This window comes from Flavobacterium sp. MAHUQ-57 (assembly GCF_051908335.1).
GTDB lineage: Bacteria > Bacteroidota > Bacteroidia > Flavobacteriales > Flavobacteriaceae > Flavobacterium.
In genome coordinates, this window is the sequence record NZ_JBPZTE010000007.1 from 1,601,422 (window position 1) to 1,620,413 (window position 18,992).

Sequence of the window (18,992 nt, forward strand, 5' to 3'; positions counted from 1 at the left end):
CCTATTGTGTTGACTTTCTTCGTTATTTTGTCTAAATTTTTCTAAAATGTCTAAATTCATCTATATAGTATTATTGTTGTTGGTTGAGGTGTATGCCTACAATGCGTTCAAAGCATTGTTTAATAACAAAGGGTTGTTGGTTGGTTATTTTGCGACTTCGGCTTTATTTTTTTTAGTGATTGTTACAGGGCGATTTTTTCCCTCACTACGGGAATTGTCAAATGTATTTCAGCTGTTTTATGTAATTGGGACAGTATTGATTGTGGTAAAAATCTATTTTATTATAGAATATTCTTCTTTTTTAATATTCAAGACTGTTTTTCAGAATAAGTTATTGATTTATGCCTATTGGATTGTTTCCATAGTCAGTTTTGTATTGATAGTTTATGGACTGGCTAAATTTGACAGAAGCGTTGGACAAACGCGAAGTTCTTTATTTACCTTAGGTTTGCTTTTGATGTTCTTGCTGCCAAAGTTGGTCATTGTGACCACATTGTTCGTTGAAGATGTCTTTCGATTGTTTTTTGGTGTAGTGCAGTTTTTTTCCAAAAACAATCAAGTGGCTACTGAATTTTTGCCTTCGCGCAGAAAGTTTGTAAGTCAGATTGCATTGGGTTTGGCTTCGGTGCCTTTTTTGTCTTTGATTTATGGAGTGACCGTTGGAAGATACAATTATAAAGTAATCAAGCAGAATTTGTTCTTTCCTGATTTACCCGATGCTTTTGATGGTTTTACGATTACGCATATTTCCGATATTCATTCGGGTAGTTTTGACAATGCTGAAAAAATCAATTATGCTATTGATTTGATCAACGAGCAACAGTCGGATGTACTTTTGTTTACGGGAGATATTGTGAATGCAAAAGCAGAAGAAATGCATCCGTGGATTGCTACTTTTAATCGTTTGGAACAGCCTAAGTTCGGGAAGTATTCTATTTTAGGGAACCATGATTACGGTGCGTATTTGGATTGGAAATCGGAAGAGGAAAAAGCAAAGAATTTTGAGGAGATTAAAGATTTGCATCGTCAGATTGACTTTAAGTTATTGCTGAATGAGCATATTAAGTTGACGAAAGACGATCAGGAGATTGCTATTGTTGGTGTGGAAAATTGGGGTAAGCATTTTGGATCTATGGGTGATGTGGTCAAGGCTTCCGAAGGCTTATCTAAATCTGATTTTAAAGTGTTGATGAGTCATGATCCTAGTCACTGGGAAGAAATTGTAAAACATGACGATAAGCATTATCAGTTGACATTAAGCGGTCATACTCATGGGATGCAATTTGGGATAGAGATACCGGGTTTTTTCAAATGGAGTTTAGCCCAATACATGTACAAACAATGGGCAGGATGTTATGAATATTTGGGTAGATATGTGTATGTGAACCGAGGTTTTGGCTATCATGCTTATCCAGGGCGCGTTGGTATTATGCCGGAAATTACGGTTATTAGGTTAAAAAAAGGTCAAAATACAGTGTAATTTAGTAAAAACACTATATTTGTATAACAAAGTTTAATTAAAATAATAAACTTATGTCAAAATTTGGAGAGCTTATTAACGCCCATGTTCCTGTTTTAATCGATTTTTATACCGATTGGAACGAATCATCACAATCCATGCATCCTGTTATCAAAGATGTGGCAGCGGCGTTAGGAGATAAAGCTAAAGTCATTAAAATTGATGTGGATAAAAATCAAGAATTGGCGGAAGCACTTCGTATTAAAGGATTGCCTACGTTGATGATTTATAAAGAAGGTCAGATGAAATGGCGTCAATCTGGTGAATTGGATGCGAACACCTTAATCACTTTGGTTCAAGATCAGCTTTAATCCGATCCAATCAATTCAAACACATATCCTTTTTCTTTTAAAAAACGAATAGCTTTGGGTAGGGCATACTCAAGGTTGTTTCTTGCTTTTATGCTATCGTGGAAAACAATTATACTTCCGGGTTCCACTTTTTGAATGGCATTTTCTAAACATTTTTCTGGTGTGATTGTGGTATCGAAATCTGCAGTTAGAACGTCCCACATGATAATTTTATAACCTAATTTTCGCAGTTTTCCAGATTGCTTTGTGGTTATCTTGCCATAAGGAGGACGGAATAATTTGGTTGTTGTTTTGGTGTTTTCAAATGTTTCAATCGCTTCTTTGCATTGCTCGATATTTTGTAAATAGTCAGAGGTTTTGGTTTTCCAACCGTTTTGGTGATTGAACGTATGATTACCGATGTTGTGGCCATGCTGTTGTATTTTTTGAAAAAGGTTAGGGTATAGCTCGATGTTTTTGCCTATGCAGAAAAAAGTAGCTTTGATGTTCTCTTTTTTTAATAAATCCAAAACCCATTCTGTGACCCCCGGTGTTGGTCCGTCATCAAATGTCAGGTAGATTTTATTGTGGATGTTTGGAATAGACCACGTTTGATTATGAAATAACCATTTTACTATTCCGGGGGTTTTTATCCAGTAAAACATAATGTAAAAATAAAGCTTTCGAAAGAACTTCCGAAAGCTTTATAGTGAAATTTATGGATTGTTTTATTCTAATTCAACACCGTAACGCTCAAATCGTTGCGCAAAACTGTTGAATGTTGGTTTTAACTCATTGTAGAAAGCCTGGTCTTTATTTTCCTTGGCAATTTCTAATAGGCCGCGGTATCTTTCGATGTCTGTAACGATATCTACAGCGAAATCATTTTGTTCTGAAGGATTTAGAGCGGTGAAATATTTTAGTTCATCCTGATATTTTGCTACCAAGTCTTTCAAAACTTTACGTGCTTTTTCTTTTCTGTTCAGTTTGTAATAATTGTCGGCCAACGGATCTACCAAGCTATAGAATTCGTAATAATCGAGAGGCAGTTTAGCAATGGCTAAGTCTACCACTTTCTCTGCTTTTTCTGTTTTGCCTTCTGCAATAAGTGCGTTTGCTAAACGGGTAAAGTTGGTTCTGTATGAAATGCTGTTTTTTCTAGTTTCAGGATCGTGATAGATATCGCTTCTTTCTCCGTTACCCCATGTCCATTTCATTACATTTTTGTACATTACATCCGTATCGATTCTTCCCATTTCAAAGCTGTAAGCGTCTTTATCCAATGGCGTTTTTACAGGGATTAGTCTGTAAATGATGCCGTCCAATTGTAAGAAGTCTTTCATCCAGATATAATCGTCATCGCCGAAAGCGCCTGGTGAGAAATAGATAGGTCTTTTCCAGTTATTATTTCTAACGATATCCAACATCATTAATCGGTTTTTGTAAATCGCATCACCTTTGATGTCTAAGTCAATGTACGGAACGATTGAGTCGCTTAAAGTTGGGTTGACCACTTTGTTTGCCAATACTGCTTTTTTATCAACAGGAATGCGGATTTTATTTGTTGGATAAAATTGAATTTTATGTCCGTTACGCATTTCTACCAATGTTCTTGGGTCGTCGCTGGAAATGAAGTTAAAAAAGGCATTCACGTCCATTCGCTCATCGGTTGCTTTGTCAAAAATCAAATAGTCGCGTTTTTCGCCCACGTAGTCTTTGTGTTCGAAAGAAATTGGTACCGGATCTGAATCGTAGGCTTTACGTTTCATAGCGTCAATATACCAGTCGGTCATTAATAAACTGGTGTTTACAATGCGGACGTCAGTTCTGTAGCCTTCTATTTCCTGTAAGTACCACAATGGGAAAGTGTCGTTGTCTCCAATGGTAAATAAAATGGCATTAGGTGCACATGAATCTAAATACGCTTTTGCTGAAGAGGTTGCTGTGTATTTGTTAGAACGATCATGATCGTCCCAGTTTTGAGATGCCATTAAAACCGGCGCTGCCAAGAAGCAAACACCAATAGCAAGTGGTCCAGCAATATTTGGTGTGATGTATTTTTTGATGCTATCATAAATGGCATAGACACCGATTCCGATCCAAATTGCGAAAACATAAAATGAGCCGACCAATGCATAATCACGCTCGCGTGGTTCGAAAGGTCTTTCGTTCAAGTATATTTTTAATGCTAAACCCGTAAATAAGAATAAAGCCAAAAGAACATAGAAGCTTTTTAAATCTTTTTTAGCATGGAAGAAGAAACCGATTAAGCCTAGGATGAAAGGCAAAAAGAAGTAAGTGTTTCTTCCTTTGTTGTTCTTCCAGTCGGCTGGTAGGTTGTCTTGAGAACCTAAGCGAATCGAATCGATCGCGTTGATTCCGCTAATCCAGTTACCGTCTTTAAGGTCGTATTCTCCTTGTTTGTCGTTTTGTCTTCCGGTAAAATTCCACATCAAGTATCTCCAGTACATGTATCCGAATTGGTATTCGAACATGAATTGTAAGTTGTCCCAAGTGGATGGTTTTTCCACGATTAGGTATTGGCCGTAAGATCGTAGGAACTTGTCGTAATCTTCAATATCTAATTTACCTGAAGCGTATGCAGCTCTGAATTCAGAAACAATTTGTGTCATTTGTTCCATTTCACTTTCGTCTTCAAAAGCTTGGTGATTGATGGTAAATTCTAAAGGCTTGGTGAAGCGCATATAATTTACATTGTGTTCACTGCTCCATAAACGAGGCAAGAATGCTTTGTGGTTATCGTCAGTATTTTGTTTTCCGTTTTTGAAATTATTAACGATTACATATTTTCCTGTAGCTTCATCACGTTCGTAGTTGGGTTTCTCATCGCTATAAGGATTGTTTTCGTCCAAACCGGCATACGTATCTGAAAACTGTGGTCCGTAGAATAGTTTTTGCTCGCCGTATTGTTCACGGTTGTAATAGGCTAATACTTCACGCGCATCTGAAGGTTTATTTTCGTTGATAGGAGTTTGGGCATTGGCACGAATTGGTAACATTAACCAAGTTGAGAATCCAATTAATATGAATAAAACAGACAATAGCAATGTATTGAAGAAAACTTTTCCTTTTTCGTGTGTGTATTTCAATCCGAAATAGAAGAAAGCAACCAACACAATGGTAACGAAAATAGTTCCGGAGTTAAAAGGGAGTCCAAGGCTGTTTACCATGAAGACTTCCGTAGCTCCGAAAAATGTCATGATCCAAGGTAGTAATAGTTTGAAGATGAACATCAAAACAGAAACCACCACCACATTGGCTATAATAAAGTTTTTTACGGTGATTTTTTTGTAGTGTTTGAAATAATATAAAAATCCTATAGATGGAATGGTTAGTAAAGCCATAAAGTGAACTCCAAAAGAAAGTCCTACTACCAATGCAATAACTAAAAGCCATTTATTGCCTCTTGGTGAGTCCATTTCCTGTTCCCAGCGTAATCCAAGCCAAAATAAAAGAGCGATTAAGAAGGTTGCCATAGCGTATACTTCGGCTTCTACTGCATTAAACCAAAAGCTGTCTGAAAATGTGAAAGCCATAACGCCAACAAAAGCACTTCCTAAAATGGCAATTGAATTATTTTTGTTTAAATCGGTGTAAGGTGTAATTATTTTTCTAATAATAATGGTGGATGACCAGAACATAAACAAGATGGTAAAGGCGCTTGAAAATACCGACATCATATTAACCATCAAAGCGACGTTTTCTTTTCCTATGGCAAACATAGAGAAGAAGGCACCTATCATTTGGAATAGTGGTGCTCCTGGTGGGTGACCTACTTCAAGGTTGGCAGCTGTAGCAATATATTCGCCACAATCCCAAAAACTCATGGTAGGTTCAACGGTTAAAGAGTAAACTAAAAGAGAAATAAAGAAGGAAATCCACCCGAGAATGGTGTTCCACTTGTTGAAATTGAATGACATATGATCCTGTATCGGTTTGTAATTTGCTACACAAAGAAACTATTTTTTTATCTAAAGAAAAGGTTAAAAAACATTTTTTTAATTTTTTTTGAAAAAAAACTTGCGTGATTAAAAAAACGTCGTAAATTTGCACTCGCAATAAGGAATTAACGCCGACGGTGTTGAAGAATTAAGCAAAAAAAAATGGTCCATGGTGTAATGGTAACACTACGGTTTTTGGTGCCGTCTTTCTAGGTTCGAGTCCTAGTGGACCAACAAACAAAGCTCTGAGCAATCAGGGCTTTTTTGTTTTTACTACTTTTTGCATGGGATATAAAAAAAGCCGGAATTTCTTCCGGCTTTTGTCTTTATTTGCTGTTTTTCATAAACTCTTCCGCTTTTTCAACCATATTGCGGCTTCCGCAGAAGAAAGGAACGCGTTGGTGTAATTCGGTGGGTTGAATTTCCATGATACGTTGGTATCCGTCGGATGCTTTCCCTCCGGCTTGCTCGGCGATAAAAGCCATTGGATTGCATTCGTAAAGCAGACGAAGTTTTCCTTTTGGTGCTTTTGAGCTGGTTGGGTATAGGTAAATACCGCCTTTAATCATGTTTCTGTGGAAATCGGAAACCAAACTTCCAATGTATCTTGAGGTGTATGGGCGATCGCCTTCCTCTAGCTGGCAATATTTGATGTAATCTTTCACGCCTTGTGGGAAGTGGACATAGTTACCTTCGTTAATGGAATAGATGTTGCCATCTTCTGAATATTGCATGTTGGGATGTGAAAGGTAAAAAGTACCGATGGCAGGGTTCAATGTAAATCCGTTTACACCATGTCCGGTAGTGTATACCAGCATGGTAGATGTTCCGTAAATAACATAACCGGCTGCTACTTGGTTTACACCGGGTTGTAAGAAATCCTCCAATTGTACTGGAGTGCCGATAGGTGTAACTCTTCTGAATACAGAGAAAATGGTTCCTACGGATACATTTACATCAATATTAGATGAACCGTCCAAAGGATCCATTAATACTACATATTTGTTGTTGTGGCTGTTGTCTGATCCGGCTACGGTGATGAAATCGTCGTTTTCTTCAGAAGCGATTCCGCAAACAATTTCTCTGTTGATTAGGGTTTGAATGAACACTTCGTTAGCGTAAACGTCTAATTTTTGTTGATCTTCCCCTTGAATGTTTTGGTCGCCTGCGGCACCTACGATATCTACAAGGCCAGCTTTGTTTACTTTGTAATTGACTACTTTGGCAGCCAAACGGATTGAGTTGATGATTCTTGATAATTCTCCCGAGGAATATTGAAAATCGTTTTGTTTTTCAATAATAAATTCACCAAGGGTTTTATTGCGTTCTTCCATGTAAGAAATCGTTGTAGTTAGTGGCACAAATATCCTAATTTATTTTCAAAGATTAGCCATACTTGATTTCTAATTTCATCGTTCTGAAAATAGGAGGTGAAATAACAAAAAACTTGTAAATAGGTTATTTTTATCACCTTAAGTTATTTTATCTTTGTTAATCAATAAAAAAGACGATTATGAAAACTAAAACGCTATTTTGTTCATTGTTACTGCTTGGAGTTTGTTCGGTACAGGCTCAGATTAATTTAGGAGATAAGGCACTTGGAGCTTTACAAAAAGGGGTAACCAGTTTCACCTTTAGTGATGAAGATGCGGCTAAATTATCGAAAGAAGCTGTAGACAAGATGGATAAGGAAAATGTTGTAGCTGGTCCTAAGGATCCGTATACCATTCGTTTGAATAAATTGTTTGGAAAACATAAAAACGAGAATGGATTAGTCTTGAATTACAAAGTGTACAAGATAAAAGAAGTAAATGCTTTTGCAACGGCTGATGGTAGTGTGAGAGTTTTTTCGGGCTTGATGGATATCATGGATGATAATGAGTTATTAGCGGTTATTGGTCACGAAATTGGCCACGTGGTGAATCACGATTCGCGTGATGCAATTAAGGCTGCGTATCGTAATGAAGCCTTAATGGATGCAGTTGGCTCACAATCTGATAAAGTAGCTAAAGTGACTGATGGGCAATTGGGTAAAATTGGAAGTGCTTTATTGTCCAATGCACATAGCCGTAAACAGGAAAGTGATGCCGATATGTATTCGTATGAATTCATGAAGCGAAATAAGTATAATGTGAATGCTGTGGAATCTGCATTTACGATTTTGGCGAAACTCAATGAAGGAGCAGAGTCGAATGTTATTACCAAAATGATGAGTTCGCACCCTGATCCAAAGGACAGAGCTTTGAAAGCAAAAGAAAGAGCAATGGCGGAAGGTTTGTATAAACCGTATGTGAAAGCAACGAAGAAAAAAACAACGGCTAAAAAGAAAAAATAATATGATTATCCGTAAAGGAACTCAAAATGACATGACAGAAGTGCTGGAACTCATTCGAGAGCTAGCTATTTTTGAAAAAGAACCGGAAGCAGTGGTGGTAACGGTGGCCGATTTGGAACGTGATGGTTTTGGAGCGCATCCATTGTTTCATACTTTCATTGCAGAAGATGAGGGTGAAATTATAGGAATGGCGTTGTACTATTATCGTTATTCTACCTGGAAAGGGAAGACCATTCATTTGGAAGATTTAATTGTTAAAGAAAATAAACGCGGTACTGGTGCCGGTTTTGCATTGTATAAGGAAATTATCCAACAAGGTAAGAAAGACAATGTGCGCCGCATCGAATGGAATGTGTTGGATTGGAATCAGAATGCTATTGATTTTTATGAAAAATCGGGTGCAAAAATATTGGACGACTGGCGTGTAGTCCAAATGAGTGAGGAAGGAATTAATGTATTCATCAATAAATTATAATTAATAACAACAATCAAAGTCAGTATGCTTTGAAATTTGAACAACTATGAGAATTTTTAAATTTGGTGGTGCGTCTGTTAAAGATGCTGCCGGTGTGAGAAACGTTTTTGACGTTTTGCAAAAAGTAGGTTATGAAGATGTTTTGTTAGTGGTATCTGCCATGGGTAAATCAACGAATGCATTAGAGGTAGTGATAAAGCACTATTTCGAAAAATCTTCAGAATTGAATGCCTCGGTACAGGAAATTAAGAAATACCATAACGAAATTCTACTTGATTTGTTTGAAGATGAAGAGCATGAAGTGTTTTTGGATGTTCGTGATCATTTTGCAGATTTGGAATATTTCCTACGCAGTAATAAATCGCCAAATTATAACTTCGTATACGATCAGATTGTGAGTTTTGGTGAGATTATTTCTACTACGATTGTAAGTCATTATATGAGTTCTCAAGGAATAAAAACAGAGTGGATAGATGTTCGAAACTATATTAAAACGGATAATACCTATCGTGATGCCAATGTGAATTGGGAAGTTACCCAAAAGACGATTGGAAAAATTGCGAAAAAGAAATCGCTGTTTGTTACACAAGGTTTCGTTGGTGCCGATGAGAATGGTTTCACGACAACTTTAGGACGTGAAGGTTCGGATTATACGGCGGCTATTTTTGCCTATTGTTTGAATGCGGAAAGTGTAACCATTTGGAAAGACGTTCCCGGAGTAATGAATGCGGATCCACGTTATTTTGAAAATGCTACGTTACTGAATCAGATTTCGTATCGCGAAGCTATTGAATTGGCTTTTTACGGAGCAAGTGTGATTCACCCGAAAACATTGCAACCACTTCAAAGAAAAGAAATTCCTCTGTTTGTGAAATCATTTATCAATCCTTTATTGCCGGGAACCAGTGTTGCCAAAGGAGAAGATTTAGAACCAAAGTTACCGTGTTTTATCGTTAAGAAAGACCAATTGTTAATTTCGTTGTCATCGATTGATTTTTCATTTATTATGGAAGAAAATATCAGTGAAATTTTCGGATTGTTGCATCAATTCAAAATCAAAGTGAGTTTGATTCAGAATTCGGCAATTAGTTTTTCTGTTTGTGTAGAAGATAAATTCGGCAACTTCAAAGAAATGCACAAAATCCTGGCTAAAAAATTCAAAGTGTCTTACAATGAGAATGTGTCTTTGTACACCATTCGTCATTTTGATGACAAAGCGATGAAAATGGTGGAGCAAAATAAAACGGTTTTGTTGCGTCAAATGAGTCGTGAAACACTTCAGGTGGTTACCAAAGAGTAGGCATTCAAGGCCAAGCTTTGTGTCCAAAGTAAAGGCAATATCAGAACATAAATTCTCCTGAAATAAAGTGTAATTCAGGATACCTTAAATTCTCAGAAGATTTGAATACCAATTTTATCTTCTGGGGATTTTTTCGTTTTGTCAAATAATTACTCTTTTTGAGCCTTCTTTCTTTAATTTTTCTTACATTTAGAATGCAAAATACTTATTCCGAGAGAATTATGGGGTTTAAATTCACATTCGGTTGGTTGTTTGTTTTTCTGTTATCCGGTTGTTTTATGGTTTCCGCTCAAATCAATAATAGGAATATTAAGATTTTTGGGCGCAAAGTGGGAAACGAAATGGATAAGATGAGTATGGTTAATGAACATCTGTTACTTTTTCCTGCTCAGGAAAAGTTACTTTTTATTGAAATTAATAATCAAAAATCGTGGATTGTTAAAGAAGTAAATTGGAATGACTGGGAAGAATTGCCTCAAAACACATTGGTTATACTACAGCCCGTACTTGTCAATAAGGATAAGACAATAGTTCCTTTGCATAAACGAGATTATCAACCTTTTTTACTTTCCAATTTTACGGTTAATTCATTTGCCAAAGAGGATTTTGAATCGAATATTTTCTCACTTTCATGGGGAATTTCAGAAAACGGAGTAAACAGTGCTCAAACCTCAAAGAAAATTATTTCTAATAATTCTTGTACTAATGGAACTTGTTCGTTGATTGTTTCCTTTGACAAAAAGAATTCCAAAATTGAACATATCGCACTCTCTAATTAGACCACGCAATAGCTTTTTATCCTGAATTGCAATATCTTTGACTCTTTGGAGTTTTTTTTATATGATTAAAAAGCCTGCTTTTTATGCGTTTTTTATTTTCTTTTTATGGTCGATACCTCTATTGGCACAAGAAACTCCGTACCATTCCAAAAAAATAGTAGCGATAAAAGACAGTATTCGAATTGACACAGTAAGTATCAACCAAAGTTTTTTTAAGCTGTTGGACGGCAAAGGTGCAATTGTTGATACGACTTTTTATAGAATGGATTTTCAAAAAGGTCTCCTTGTTTTTAAAAACAATTTCAAATCAACGGATACATTGACGGTACGTTATTTGAAATTTCCTGAGTTTTTAACCAAAGAATACACCATTTACGATAAAAGTCGAGTAGTTACCACAGCAGACAATATTGGTCAGCTGTATCAAGTGTCGAATGGATCGCTGAACAAATCAACTCCTTTTGACGGGCTGAACACATCGGGAAGTATTTCCAGAGGAATTACTATTGGGAACAATCAAAATGCATCGGTAAATTCGAACCTTGATTTGCAAATTACTGGTAAGTTATCGGATAAAGTGAGTTTGAGAGCATCCATTCAGGATAGCAATATTCCGCTACAGGAAGGAGGCTATTCCCAACGTTTGGATGAATTCGACCAGATTTTTATTGAATTGTTTTCGGACCGATGGAATATTCGAGCCGGAGATTTGTTTCTTGAAAACAGAAAATCAAAGTTCCTCAATTTTAACAAAAAAGTGCAAGGGTTAGCTTCCCATTTTGTGTTTGGACCGCAAGAAAAAAAGACAGAAGTTTTTGCTTCTGGAGCATTGGTGAGAGGCCAATACGCCAAAAGTACATTTGTTGGTCAAGAAGGGAATCAAGGACCGTACAAACTTAAAGGGCCGAACGGAGAGTTGTACATACTCGTAATTTCGGGTTCGGAACGGGTTTTTGTGAATGGAATCCTACTTAAACGGGGTGAAAATAATGATTATGTAATCGATTACAATGCTGGTGAAATCATCTTTACTTCGTTATTTCCTATTACTTCCGAGATGCGAATCAGTATCGAATACCAATATTCGGATCGAAATTACACCCGATTTGTTACCTATGCCGGAGTGAATCATGAACAGGAAAAATGGAGTTTGGCAGGTTATGTGTATTCAGAAAATGATGTCAAGAATCAGCCGGTGCAACAAAATTTATCTTCTGAACAAGCTCAAATTTTAGCGGCTGCCGGAGATGATAGTGCTTTAATGACGGCATCTTCAGCCATTGAGGAATCGTATTCGGAAAATAAAATATTGTATCGAAAAGTGGTTATCGATGGCATAGATGCTTTTGAGTATTCTACCAATCCGAATGATCAGCTTTTCAATTTGAAATTTAGTAATGTCGGCAATAATTTAGGCAATTATATTATTTCCAATTCGACAACCAACGGTCGAGTATTCGAATTTGTTACTCCCGTCGCTGGTGTTCCTCAGGGAAATTATGAACCTGTTGTTCGTTTAATTGCTCCTACAAAAATTCAGATAGCAACGGTAATGGGCAAATATAATCCCAATGAAAAAACTATGGCTGATTTTGAAATTGGAGTAAGTAATAACGATAAAAACTTATTCTCTGAAATTGATGATGATGACAACCGAGGTTTGGCTGGGAAAATTAACTTCAGGCAACGGCTATGGACCAAAAAATGGACATTGGATGCTTTTGGAAATTACCAGTGGATACAGAAAAATTTTAAAACTATTGAACGTTTATTTACGATTGAATTTGACAGAGACTGGAATCTGCTTAATCCATTAGGCAATCAGAGTTTGGCTGTAACAGGATTGCAGTTTTCATTAGAAGGAAGGTCGAATTGGAAATACCAATTGGAGCAATTGGATTTTTCCGAAAATTTTTCCGGTAAGCGTCACGTGGTTGGAGGTTTTTATAAGACTAAAAACTGGATTTTCACGAATGATGGTAGCTGGATGAATAGTGAGAGCAATCAGATGAAATCCAATTTTCTTCGCAATCAGACTGTAACCAAATTTCATTTTAAAAAAAATTGGGTAGGAGGAAGTCTTCGATTAGAAGACAATCAGCAAAAAGATAAAAACACACAGCTGTTGTCAGACTTGAGTCAGAAATTCACCGAAATGGGAGCATTCATAGGACGTGGTGATTCAACCAAAGTATATATGGAACTGGGATTTCTAAATAGAGTGAATGATAGTTTGCAACTAGGTGAATTGAAACGGGTAAACACGTCACAATCGTATTATATTAAGTCGAAATTGATTCAAACCGATAAAAGTGATTTGTCTGTTTTTGTAAATTATCGCAACTTAAAATTCAAAGATCAACGAGGTGATGAACCGTCTTTAAATTCCAGAATTTTATACAACGATCGTTTTTTTAACCAATTCTTGCAAACTACGACGGCGTATGAGACCACTTCTGGCACCTTACCACAACAGGAGTTTACTTTTTTGGAAGTAGAGCCTGGTCGAGGTGTATATGCTTGGAATGACTATAACAATAATGGAATACAGGAAATTCAAGAATTTGAAGTGGCTTTGTTTCCGGATCAGGCAAAATATGTCAAAGTGTTTTTGCCCAATCAGATTTTTGTAAAGACACATCAGAATAAATTTTCACAATCGATAACTTTAAGTCCGATAGTATGGCAAAATAAAAAAGGATTTAAAAAGTTGGTTTCGCACTTCTATAATCAGACGTCGTATCTTATTGAAAGAAAAATTAGAAGAGATGCTGATAATTTTGATTTGAATCCGTTTCAAAAAAACGACGACGACTTGCTAGGATTGAATTCGAGTTTCCGAAACAGTTTTTTTTTCAATCGAGGGAAACAAAAGCATTCCGTTACCTATACTTATATCGCCAATTCAATTCAGAGTTTACAGACTTCGGGAATTCAAGAAGCAGAAAATAGTTCGCATCAGTTGCAATACCTTCATTTATTGCGAAAAACATGGTTGATTTCTGCTGCAGGGAAAAGCTTCAGATCTGGGAATTCTTCAGAAAATTATGCTTCACGTAATTTCAGTATCGAAGGGAAACAGTTGGAATCGAAAATTTCGTATTTGTTCAATAAGAATGCCAGTTTGGATGTTTTTTATGAACACCAAAACAAAGAAAATCAATTGAATGGTTTGGAATCGTTGCAACAAAATACGTTTGGATTGTCATTTAATTTGGCGAGCGAAAAGAAATTGACATTGAATGGTGAAATTGCATTGGTAAGTAATCAATTTACAGGGAATCAATTTTCTCCTGTAGGTTTTCAAATGTTAGAAGGGTTGCAGGCAGGTAAAAATAGTACTTGGCGTTTACTGTTGCAGAAAAGTTTGACTCAGTTTTTGGATATCAATATCAATTATCAAGGACGCAAAAGTGAATCCATCAATGCTATTCATACCGGGAATATTCAGTTGAGGGCCTATTTTTAATTTTGGTATGTATTTTGCTTTAAAAAATTAGTATTTTTAATGTTATAACATCTAAACGAATTGAAAATGAAAAAGTTACTTGTATTGTGTTTCATGTTTGTATTCTCAAATAGCTTCTATGCTCAGGAAACTACAACTGAAAAGAAAACAAAAGCAGAAATTGAAAAGGCTGAAAAAGCAAAAGCTGCAAAAGAAAAGCGAGAAAAAGCGAAAGCTGAGAAAGCCAAAAAAGAATTAGCAGATGCCAAAAAAGAGAAGGCAAAAGAAGCTAAAGAAAAGGCAGCAGCGAAAAAAGCTGATGCGAAGGAGACTAAGGAAAAAGCAACGGTTAAAAAGACAGAAACTAAAGCTAAAGCAGACAAAGCTGCTGTTAAAGTGAAAGAGAACAGTGCTTCAGAAACTGGAAAAGCGAAGTCGACAGCTGGAAAAGCCAAAGCAACTGCAAATAAGGCGGATGCCAAAGTGAAAGACGAGTCGAATAAAGCGAAGACAAAAGCTACAACAACTAAGGCTGAAGCGAGCGATAAGGTGGTTAAAGCAAAAACAGAAACTAAAAAGGTAGTTGCTAAGAAAGAGAGAGAAACGACCGAAAAAGCGAATCCGAACACTAAAGACAAAGTGATTGGAAAGTACAATGATAAAAAAGTATTTGAAGGGCCAAGAGGTGGTAAGTATTACATCAATAAAAACGGTAACAAAACTTACATAGATGACAATCAGGTAGAATAATTTCTGTCGAATATTAAAAAAACCCGGGCTGAAAACCCGGGTTTTTTATTAATACAAACGTAACTATAGTAAACGAACTATTCTTTGATTAATTTGATGGTTCCTTGACGGTTTGCATCATCGGTTAATTTTACAAAATAAATTCCCTTTCTTAAATCGGTTGTAGAGAAGTTATAATCACTGGTAAAGCCACCTTTGAAACTTTTTACAAGCTGTCCAGTTACATTGTAAATATCGACTGTTTTAATTGCTTCGGTCAAGTTGAAATACTCCTTGGATGGATTGGGATACAAACCAATGGAATCAGCAATGTTGAAATCGTCGGTTCCTAAACTTTGCGCTGGTTGATTTCCGTAAATTCTGAAAGTTCCTGCCGGTATTAAAATTGGTGTAGTCGTATTGGTAACATTTAATGAAGTGTTATCAATTAAATTGTACCAAGTTCCGGTGTAAGGAAAATTAGGCGTAAAATTTTGATCTACTACATCAAAATTTGCCAATACAACTACATTTTTTAATGAAGTTGGAGCAAATGCATCATCCCAAACATAAAGTCTTTGTTTTAAATTACTAACATCAGGTGAAATGCTGTAATTGCCTTCAAACACAGGTTCATTGATTTTTAATGTATTTAATTTACTCCAAAGTGTATAAATAGGACCTCTGTTGGCATCAGCTAACCAGTTGTTTGTCCATTGAGGTTGCGGTTTAGTAGCCAGTTTACAGTCACCGGGGGTCGCATCAACTTGTGAGTTAACCGAACCATCAGTACAAGTAAAAATCGAGTCGCTATGCCCCATTTCTCCGAAATGCCAAATCATTTTTGGACCAGGCACTAATAAATGCAACGCTCCCATGGTTTGCATTCTCATTAGAGCAATGTTTAGGTTTCTAGCGTTGTGTCCTGCAGTATTTCCTTCAGTTAGATTTTTATACATTGTTCTTTCTTCGTCATGGCTTTCTGCATAACCAATTAATCGTTTGGCTGTGAAACCTCTACTCAGATGGCCTACGCGATTTACACTCGTACTATACCCTTTCGTTAGCGTAGCAAATTCATCTGACATTTTCCCCCACATCATTACCCCTTTCGAAATGCCATCTACTTCACCGGTAACTCTGTAGTTGGCCCATTGTTGTTCCTCACTATCAGTACCCAAATGTTCGAAAATTACATAATGCGTTGGATCCAGTGACCAACTGTAATCGGCATATTCTTTCAACACATCTACGCGGTCTTGTTGATAAGCATTGGTACATGATTCGCTACCAATACAATTTTGAGTAAATCCTTTGGTCAAATCCCAACGGAAGCCATCAATTTTATATTCTTCAATCCAATGTTTGATGACTCTTTTTGTATACGCTTTAGTTAAAGGTAAAGTATGATTAAAATCGGAGCCAACATTGTAACTGTGTCTTGGAAATTCGTTGAAATAAGGGCTTTCGGAGCTTGGGTCGCCCCATCCATCACCATCTGGATCTTTCATCCACATTCTGTTCATTGGATTTCTTCCGAATGCATGGTTAAGCGCCACATCTAAAATTACTGCAATGCCGTTGCTGTGGCATAAGTCAATCAATTCTTTTAGCTTGGTTGAAGGTCCATAATGTTTGTCTAAAGCCATGTGGAACGCCGTGTTGTATCCCCAGCTTTCGTTGCCTTCAAATTCCATAACCGGCATTAATTCTATTGCGTTGATTTTTAAGTTCTTGAAATAATCCATTTTATCGATTAAATCCTGATAGTTTCTATCGGAATCGAAATCTCGAACTAAAGCCTCATAAACAATCAAATCCTCTTTTTTTGGTTTAGTGAATGAAGTATTGATCCATGGATAAACAGTTTGTCCTGTTTGCAGTACGGTTACTTCTCTTTCTTGTCCAACAGGATATGCTGGTAAATTTGGATAGGTTGAAGCGGGTGTCCAAGGGTCATCGTAAGGCGATAAAACTAATGTTGAGAACGGATCAGCCGTTTTTACGACAGAAGGCGAATTGGCAATAGGAGTAGTGTCAACTACCCAGTATTGGTAATTTTCAATTTGTCCAGAAGTCAATCCTGTTAATTCCAGCCAGAATTTTCCTGAGGAAGGATCTTTTTTCATGGCATATGCGCCAGAGGGTTGGTAGTTGTTAAAAGTTCCTGCTACATATACAAAATCTTTACCTGGAGCACTAAGTACCAAAGTAGCTCTAGTAGCATCGCCTGTATTGTAATTGATTCCATCTACTAGACCTAATGGAATAGCTTGAGAAATAGTTCCTGGATTGATAATTACATTGAATTTTTTGGAGAAGGTAACACTAGCTTGAGTGATAAGCAACTCATAGGCTTTATTCGTGGTAATATTCGTGTCGTTGAAGTTGTATGAACTACCGGTGAAGGTGTTAATCTGAACTCCGTTGGCTAAAAGTACATAGTTTGCTGAGCCATTTGTATTATTTGCTGTGATAGTCAAATTGCCCCCTGAAGTGACAATTGTGTTTGAATTTTGTGCCGGTGTAATCAGATTGGCTTGGAAAGAGCCTACTTCAGCATAGATATCTTGTGATTTTTTATCACCCGTTCCGTTTTTAGCTTTAATTAGAAAGCCTATGCGACCAATACCCGTTCTGCTGTAAAATGTATTCGGAGTAAGGGTGATTGTATAGGTATCGTTTCCTGAATTATACGTTAAACGATTTGCTTCATTGGAGGAAGTCCAAGTGCCGTTTGTTGGACAGTCCAAACTGTTGGCGTCATTAAGGTCATACGACCATGCCCAAAGATAAAGTGCATTACCCACAACGCCCCAAGTTCCTTCATTGATAGATGAACCTTGAAAAGTTACTGTAATGGATTGATTTTCTTCGAAAGTGCTAGGTGTGATACTATAACTAACGGTTTGTTGTTGTGACCATGCAGCTATCGATATGAAAAATAATACGATTTGTGTAAATTTTTTCATGTTGCTATTGAAATAAAAAAGGCTGGAATAACCAGCCTTTTGGTGATTTTTTAATTAAAGGTTATTGTCTTGTTAACTGTATCTATTTTGAAAAGTTTTACAGCAGTTGTTCCTACATATCTGAAGTTACTGTCACCATCATTAGCATTTACAAAATCAGATGAAATAGTATAACCATCAGCAATATAACCTGGGAAGTTTTTATTAGGTGAACCCCAGCTATCGCCACCATCATTAGCAAACCAAACTCTAAATGTTTCGTTGTTTTTTAATTCAACAGGCACTTCGTATACGCCATTGTCGATTTTGCCTAATTCTGTTTCATTGTTTCCGGCCCAGCTCCAACCGCCTGGGGTTGCTGCACCTACCAACCAAAATGAATTACTTGAAGAAGTTCCTTGGAAAGCAGTAATGGTTTTGTTGTTTTCATCGATTTTTAAGCGATGTGCACCCGCTGTTCCTATAAATCGGAAATTGCTATCACCATCATTGGCATTTACTAATGTAGAATTGATTACATATCCAGCTCCAGTGTAGTAAGGGTAATTTCTTCCTGATCCCCAATCGCCTTCAGTAGTAAAGAATCGGAACGTATCGTTTGCAAGATTTACTGTTGAAGTCAATACATTGTCATTACAAAACATCACTACCGGGCTGTTCCAATTCCATCCTGCGTCTACTAATCCAGCACCTACACCATATTGATTAAGACATCCGAAAGGCGTAACCGATAAGTTAATGATGTTTGAATATTGAGGCTCAGCTCCAGTTGTGCCTACTGTTGCTTTAATTCTTACATCAATGGTACCTTCGGTAAAAGGTGCAACTCCTAATAGCAATGAGTTTAAGTTAAGCTCAGCAACATTGATTGTAGCATTTGTTGTTGGCGATTCTGTAATGTCAACAGGAACAGCAAATTCAGTTCCGTTTTTTGCAAATTGAACAGTATAAGTTACTGCAGTTGGTACTGTATAAACTGCAGGTTGCCAAGTAAGAGTAACTGCAGGATTATTGGGAGTAGCTTCAGTTAAAATAATCGAAGTGCCACTTGAAGGAGTTACTATTTCGAAAGATGCTTCTTCAGGTTCTAAGATTTTAAAATTATTTTCATCTTCACATGAATTCAAAGCAAATGCTAGTATGCTGATCGATAAATATTTATATATATTTTTCATAATCTATG

General features: G+C 36.7%; 13 protein-coding genes and 1 tRNA gene. 9 read left to right on the forward strand and 5 right to left on the reverse strand.

What is annotated here, in order from left to right; genetic code table 11:
• Positions 1-46 precede the first annotated feature (46 nt).
• On the forward strand, positions 47-1,480 hold the full coding sequence (locus ACS8MM_RS15200) for a metallophosphoesterase (RefSeq protein ID WP_379718522.1): 1,434 nt from the start codon (positions 47-49) through the stop codon (positions 1,478-1,480).
• A 53-nt stretch (positions 1,481-1,533) separates the two neighbouring features.
• On the forward strand, positions 1,534-1,830 hold the full coding sequence (locus tag ACS8MM_RS15205) for a thioredoxin family protein (RefSeq protein ID WP_379718525.1): 297 nt from the start codon (positions 1,534-1,536) through the stop codon (positions 1,828-1,830).
• Here ACS8MM_RS15205 and ACS8MM_RS15210 read toward each other — a convergent pair.
• Both ACS8MM_RS15210 and ACS8MM_RS15215 read right to left on the reverse strand, forming a co-directional pair.
• Entirely contained in the window at positions 1,827-2,477 is a 651-nt protein-coding gene (locus ACS8MM_RS15210) for a polysaccharide deacetylase family protein (protein ID WP_379719039.1), read from the reverse strand. The genes ACS8MM_RS15205 and ACS8MM_RS15210 overlap by 4 nt on opposite strands.
• Before the next feature lie 60 nt (positions 2,478-2,537).
• Entirely contained in the window at positions 2,538-5,750 is a 3,213-nt protein-coding gene (locus ACS8MM_RS15215) for a protein O-mannosyl-transferase family (protein WP_379718528.1), read from the reverse strand.
• Between the two features lie 184 nt (positions 5,751-5,934).
• Between ACS8MM_RS15215 and ACS8MM_RS15220 the strand changes: the two genes are divergently transcribed.
• Positions 5,935-6,005 (forward strand) — tRNA-Gln (locus ACS8MM_RS15220).
• A gap of 92 nt (positions 6,006-6,097) precedes the next feature.
• Here ACS8MM_RS15220 and fbp read toward each other — a convergent pair.
• Positions 6,098-7,105 (reverse strand): class 1 fructose-bisphosphatase, encoded by a 1,008-nt coding sequence (gene fbp / locus ACS8MM_RS15225; protein ID WP_379719042.1) that lies wholly within the window; start codon positions 7,103-7,105, stop codon positions 6,098-6,100.
• A 179-nt stretch (positions 7,106-7,284) separates the two neighbouring features.
• On the opposite strand from fbp, the gene ACS8MM_RS15230 reads away from it, so the two are divergent.
• From ACS8MM_RS15230 to ACS8MM_RS15255, 6 genes are all read left to right on the forward strand, one after another.
• Entirely contained in the window at positions 7,285-8,106 is an 822-nt protein-coding gene (locus tag ACS8MM_RS15230) for a M48 family metalloprotease (protein ID WP_379718531.1), read from the forward strand.
• A 1-nt stretch (position 8,107) separates the two neighbouring features.
• Positions 8,108-8,581, forward strand: a complete 474-nt coding sequence (locus tag ACS8MM_RS15235; protein ID WP_379718535.1) for a GNAT family N-acetyltransferase — start codon at positions 8,108-8,110, stop codon at positions 8,579-8,581.
• A gap of 46 nt (positions 8,582-8,627) precedes the next feature.
• Positions 8,628-9,881: an aspartate kinase gene (locus ACS8MM_RS15240; RefSeq protein ID WP_379718538.1), complete on the forward strand. Its 1,254-nt coding sequence runs from the start codon at positions 8,628-8,630 to the stop codon at positions 9,879-9,881.
• Between the two features lie 194 nt (positions 9,882-10,075).
• Positions 10,076-10,660 carry a hypothetical protein gene (locus tag ACS8MM_RS15245; protein ID WP_379718541.1) on the forward strand — a complete coding sequence of 195 codons (585 nt, stop codon included), beginning with the start codon at positions 10,076-10,078 and terminating at the stop codon, positions 10,658-10,660.
• Between the two features lie 61 nt (positions 10,661-10,721).
• On the forward strand, positions 10,722-14,129 hold the full coding sequence (locus ACS8MM_RS15250) for a hypothetical protein (RefSeq protein WP_379718544.1): 3,408 nt from the start codon (positions 10,722-10,724) through the stop codon (positions 14,127-14,129).
• A gap of 66 nt (positions 14,130-14,195) precedes the next feature.
• The gene (locus ACS8MM_RS15255) at positions 14,196-14,858 is read left to right on the forward strand and encodes a hypothetical protein (RefSeq protein ID WP_379718546.1); all 663 of its coding nucleotides are present in this window, start codon (positions 14,196-14,198) and stop codon (positions 14,856-14,858) included.
• 77 nt (positions 14,859-14,935) lie between these two features.
• Here ACS8MM_RS15255 and ACS8MM_RS15260 read toward each other — a convergent pair whose 3' ends face one another.
• Positions 14,936-17,809, reverse strand: coding sequence for an alpha-amylase family glycosyl hydrolase (locus tag ACS8MM_RS15260; RefSeq protein ID WP_379718549.1), 2,874 nt, complete (start codon positions 17,807-17,809; stop codon positions 14,936-14,938).
• Between the two features lie 50 nt (positions 17,810-17,859).
• Positions 17,860-18,984 carry a SusE domain-containing protein gene (locus ACS8MM_RS15265; RefSeq protein ID WP_379718552.1) on the reverse strand — a complete coding sequence of 375 codons (1,125 nt, stop codon included), beginning with the start codon at positions 18,982-18,984 and terminating at the stop codon, positions 17,860-17,862.
• Between the last annotated feature and the right edge of the window lie 8 nt (positions 18,985-18,992).

What these genes read in the sequence shown, in the direction of transcription:
- ACS8MM_RS15200 (WP_379718522.1), top strand. Translation starts at nt 47, where the DNA reads ATGTCTAAATTCATCTATATAGTATTATTGTTGTTGGTTGAGGTGTAT.
- ACS8MM_RS15205 (WP_379718525.1), top strand. Translation starts at nt 1,534, where the DNA reads ATGTCAAAATTTGGAGAGCTTATTAACGCCCATGTTCCTGTTTTAATC.
- ACS8MM_RS15215 (WP_379718528.1), bottom strand. Translation starts at nt 5,750, where the DNA reads ATGTCATTCAATTTCAACAAGTGGAACACCATTCTCGGGTGGATTTCC.
- fbp (WP_379719042.1), bottom strand. Translation starts at nt 7,105, where the DNA reads ATGGAAGAACGCAATAAAACCCTTGGTGAATTTATTATTGAAAAACAA.
- ACS8MM_RS15230 (WP_379718531.1), top strand. Translation starts at nt 7,285, where the DNA reads ATGAAAACTAAAACGCTATTTTGTTCATTGTTACTGCTTGGAGTTTGT.
- ACS8MM_RS15235 (WP_379718535.1), top strand. Translation starts at nt 8,108, where the DNA reads ATGATTATCCGTAAAGGAACTCAAAATGACATGACAGAAGTGCTGGAA.
- ACS8MM_RS15240 (WP_379718538.1), top strand. Translation starts at nt 8,628, where the DNA reads ATGAGAATTTTTAAATTTGGTGGTGCGTCTGTTAAAGATGCTGCCGGT.
- ACS8MM_RS15245 (WP_379718541.1), top strand. Translation starts at nt 10,076, where the DNA reads ATGCAAAATACTTATTCCGAGAGAATTATGGGGTTTAAATTCACATTC.
- ACS8MM_RS15250 (WP_379718544.1), top strand. Translation starts at nt 10,722, where the DNA reads ATGATTAAAAAGCCTGCTTTTTATGCGTTTTTTATTTTCTTTTTATGG.
- ACS8MM_RS15255 (WP_379718546.1), top strand. Translation starts at nt 14,196, where the DNA reads ATGAAAAAGTTACTTGTATTGTGTTTCATGTTTGTATTCTCAAATAGC.
- ACS8MM_RS15260 (WP_379718549.1), bottom strand. Translation starts at nt 17,809, where the DNA reads ATGAAAAAATTTACACAAATCGTATTATTTTTCATATCGATAGCTGCA.
- ACS8MM_RS15265 (WP_379718552.1), bottom strand. Translation starts at nt 18,984, where the DNA reads ATGAAAAATATATATAAATATTTATCGATCAGCATACTAGCATTTGCT.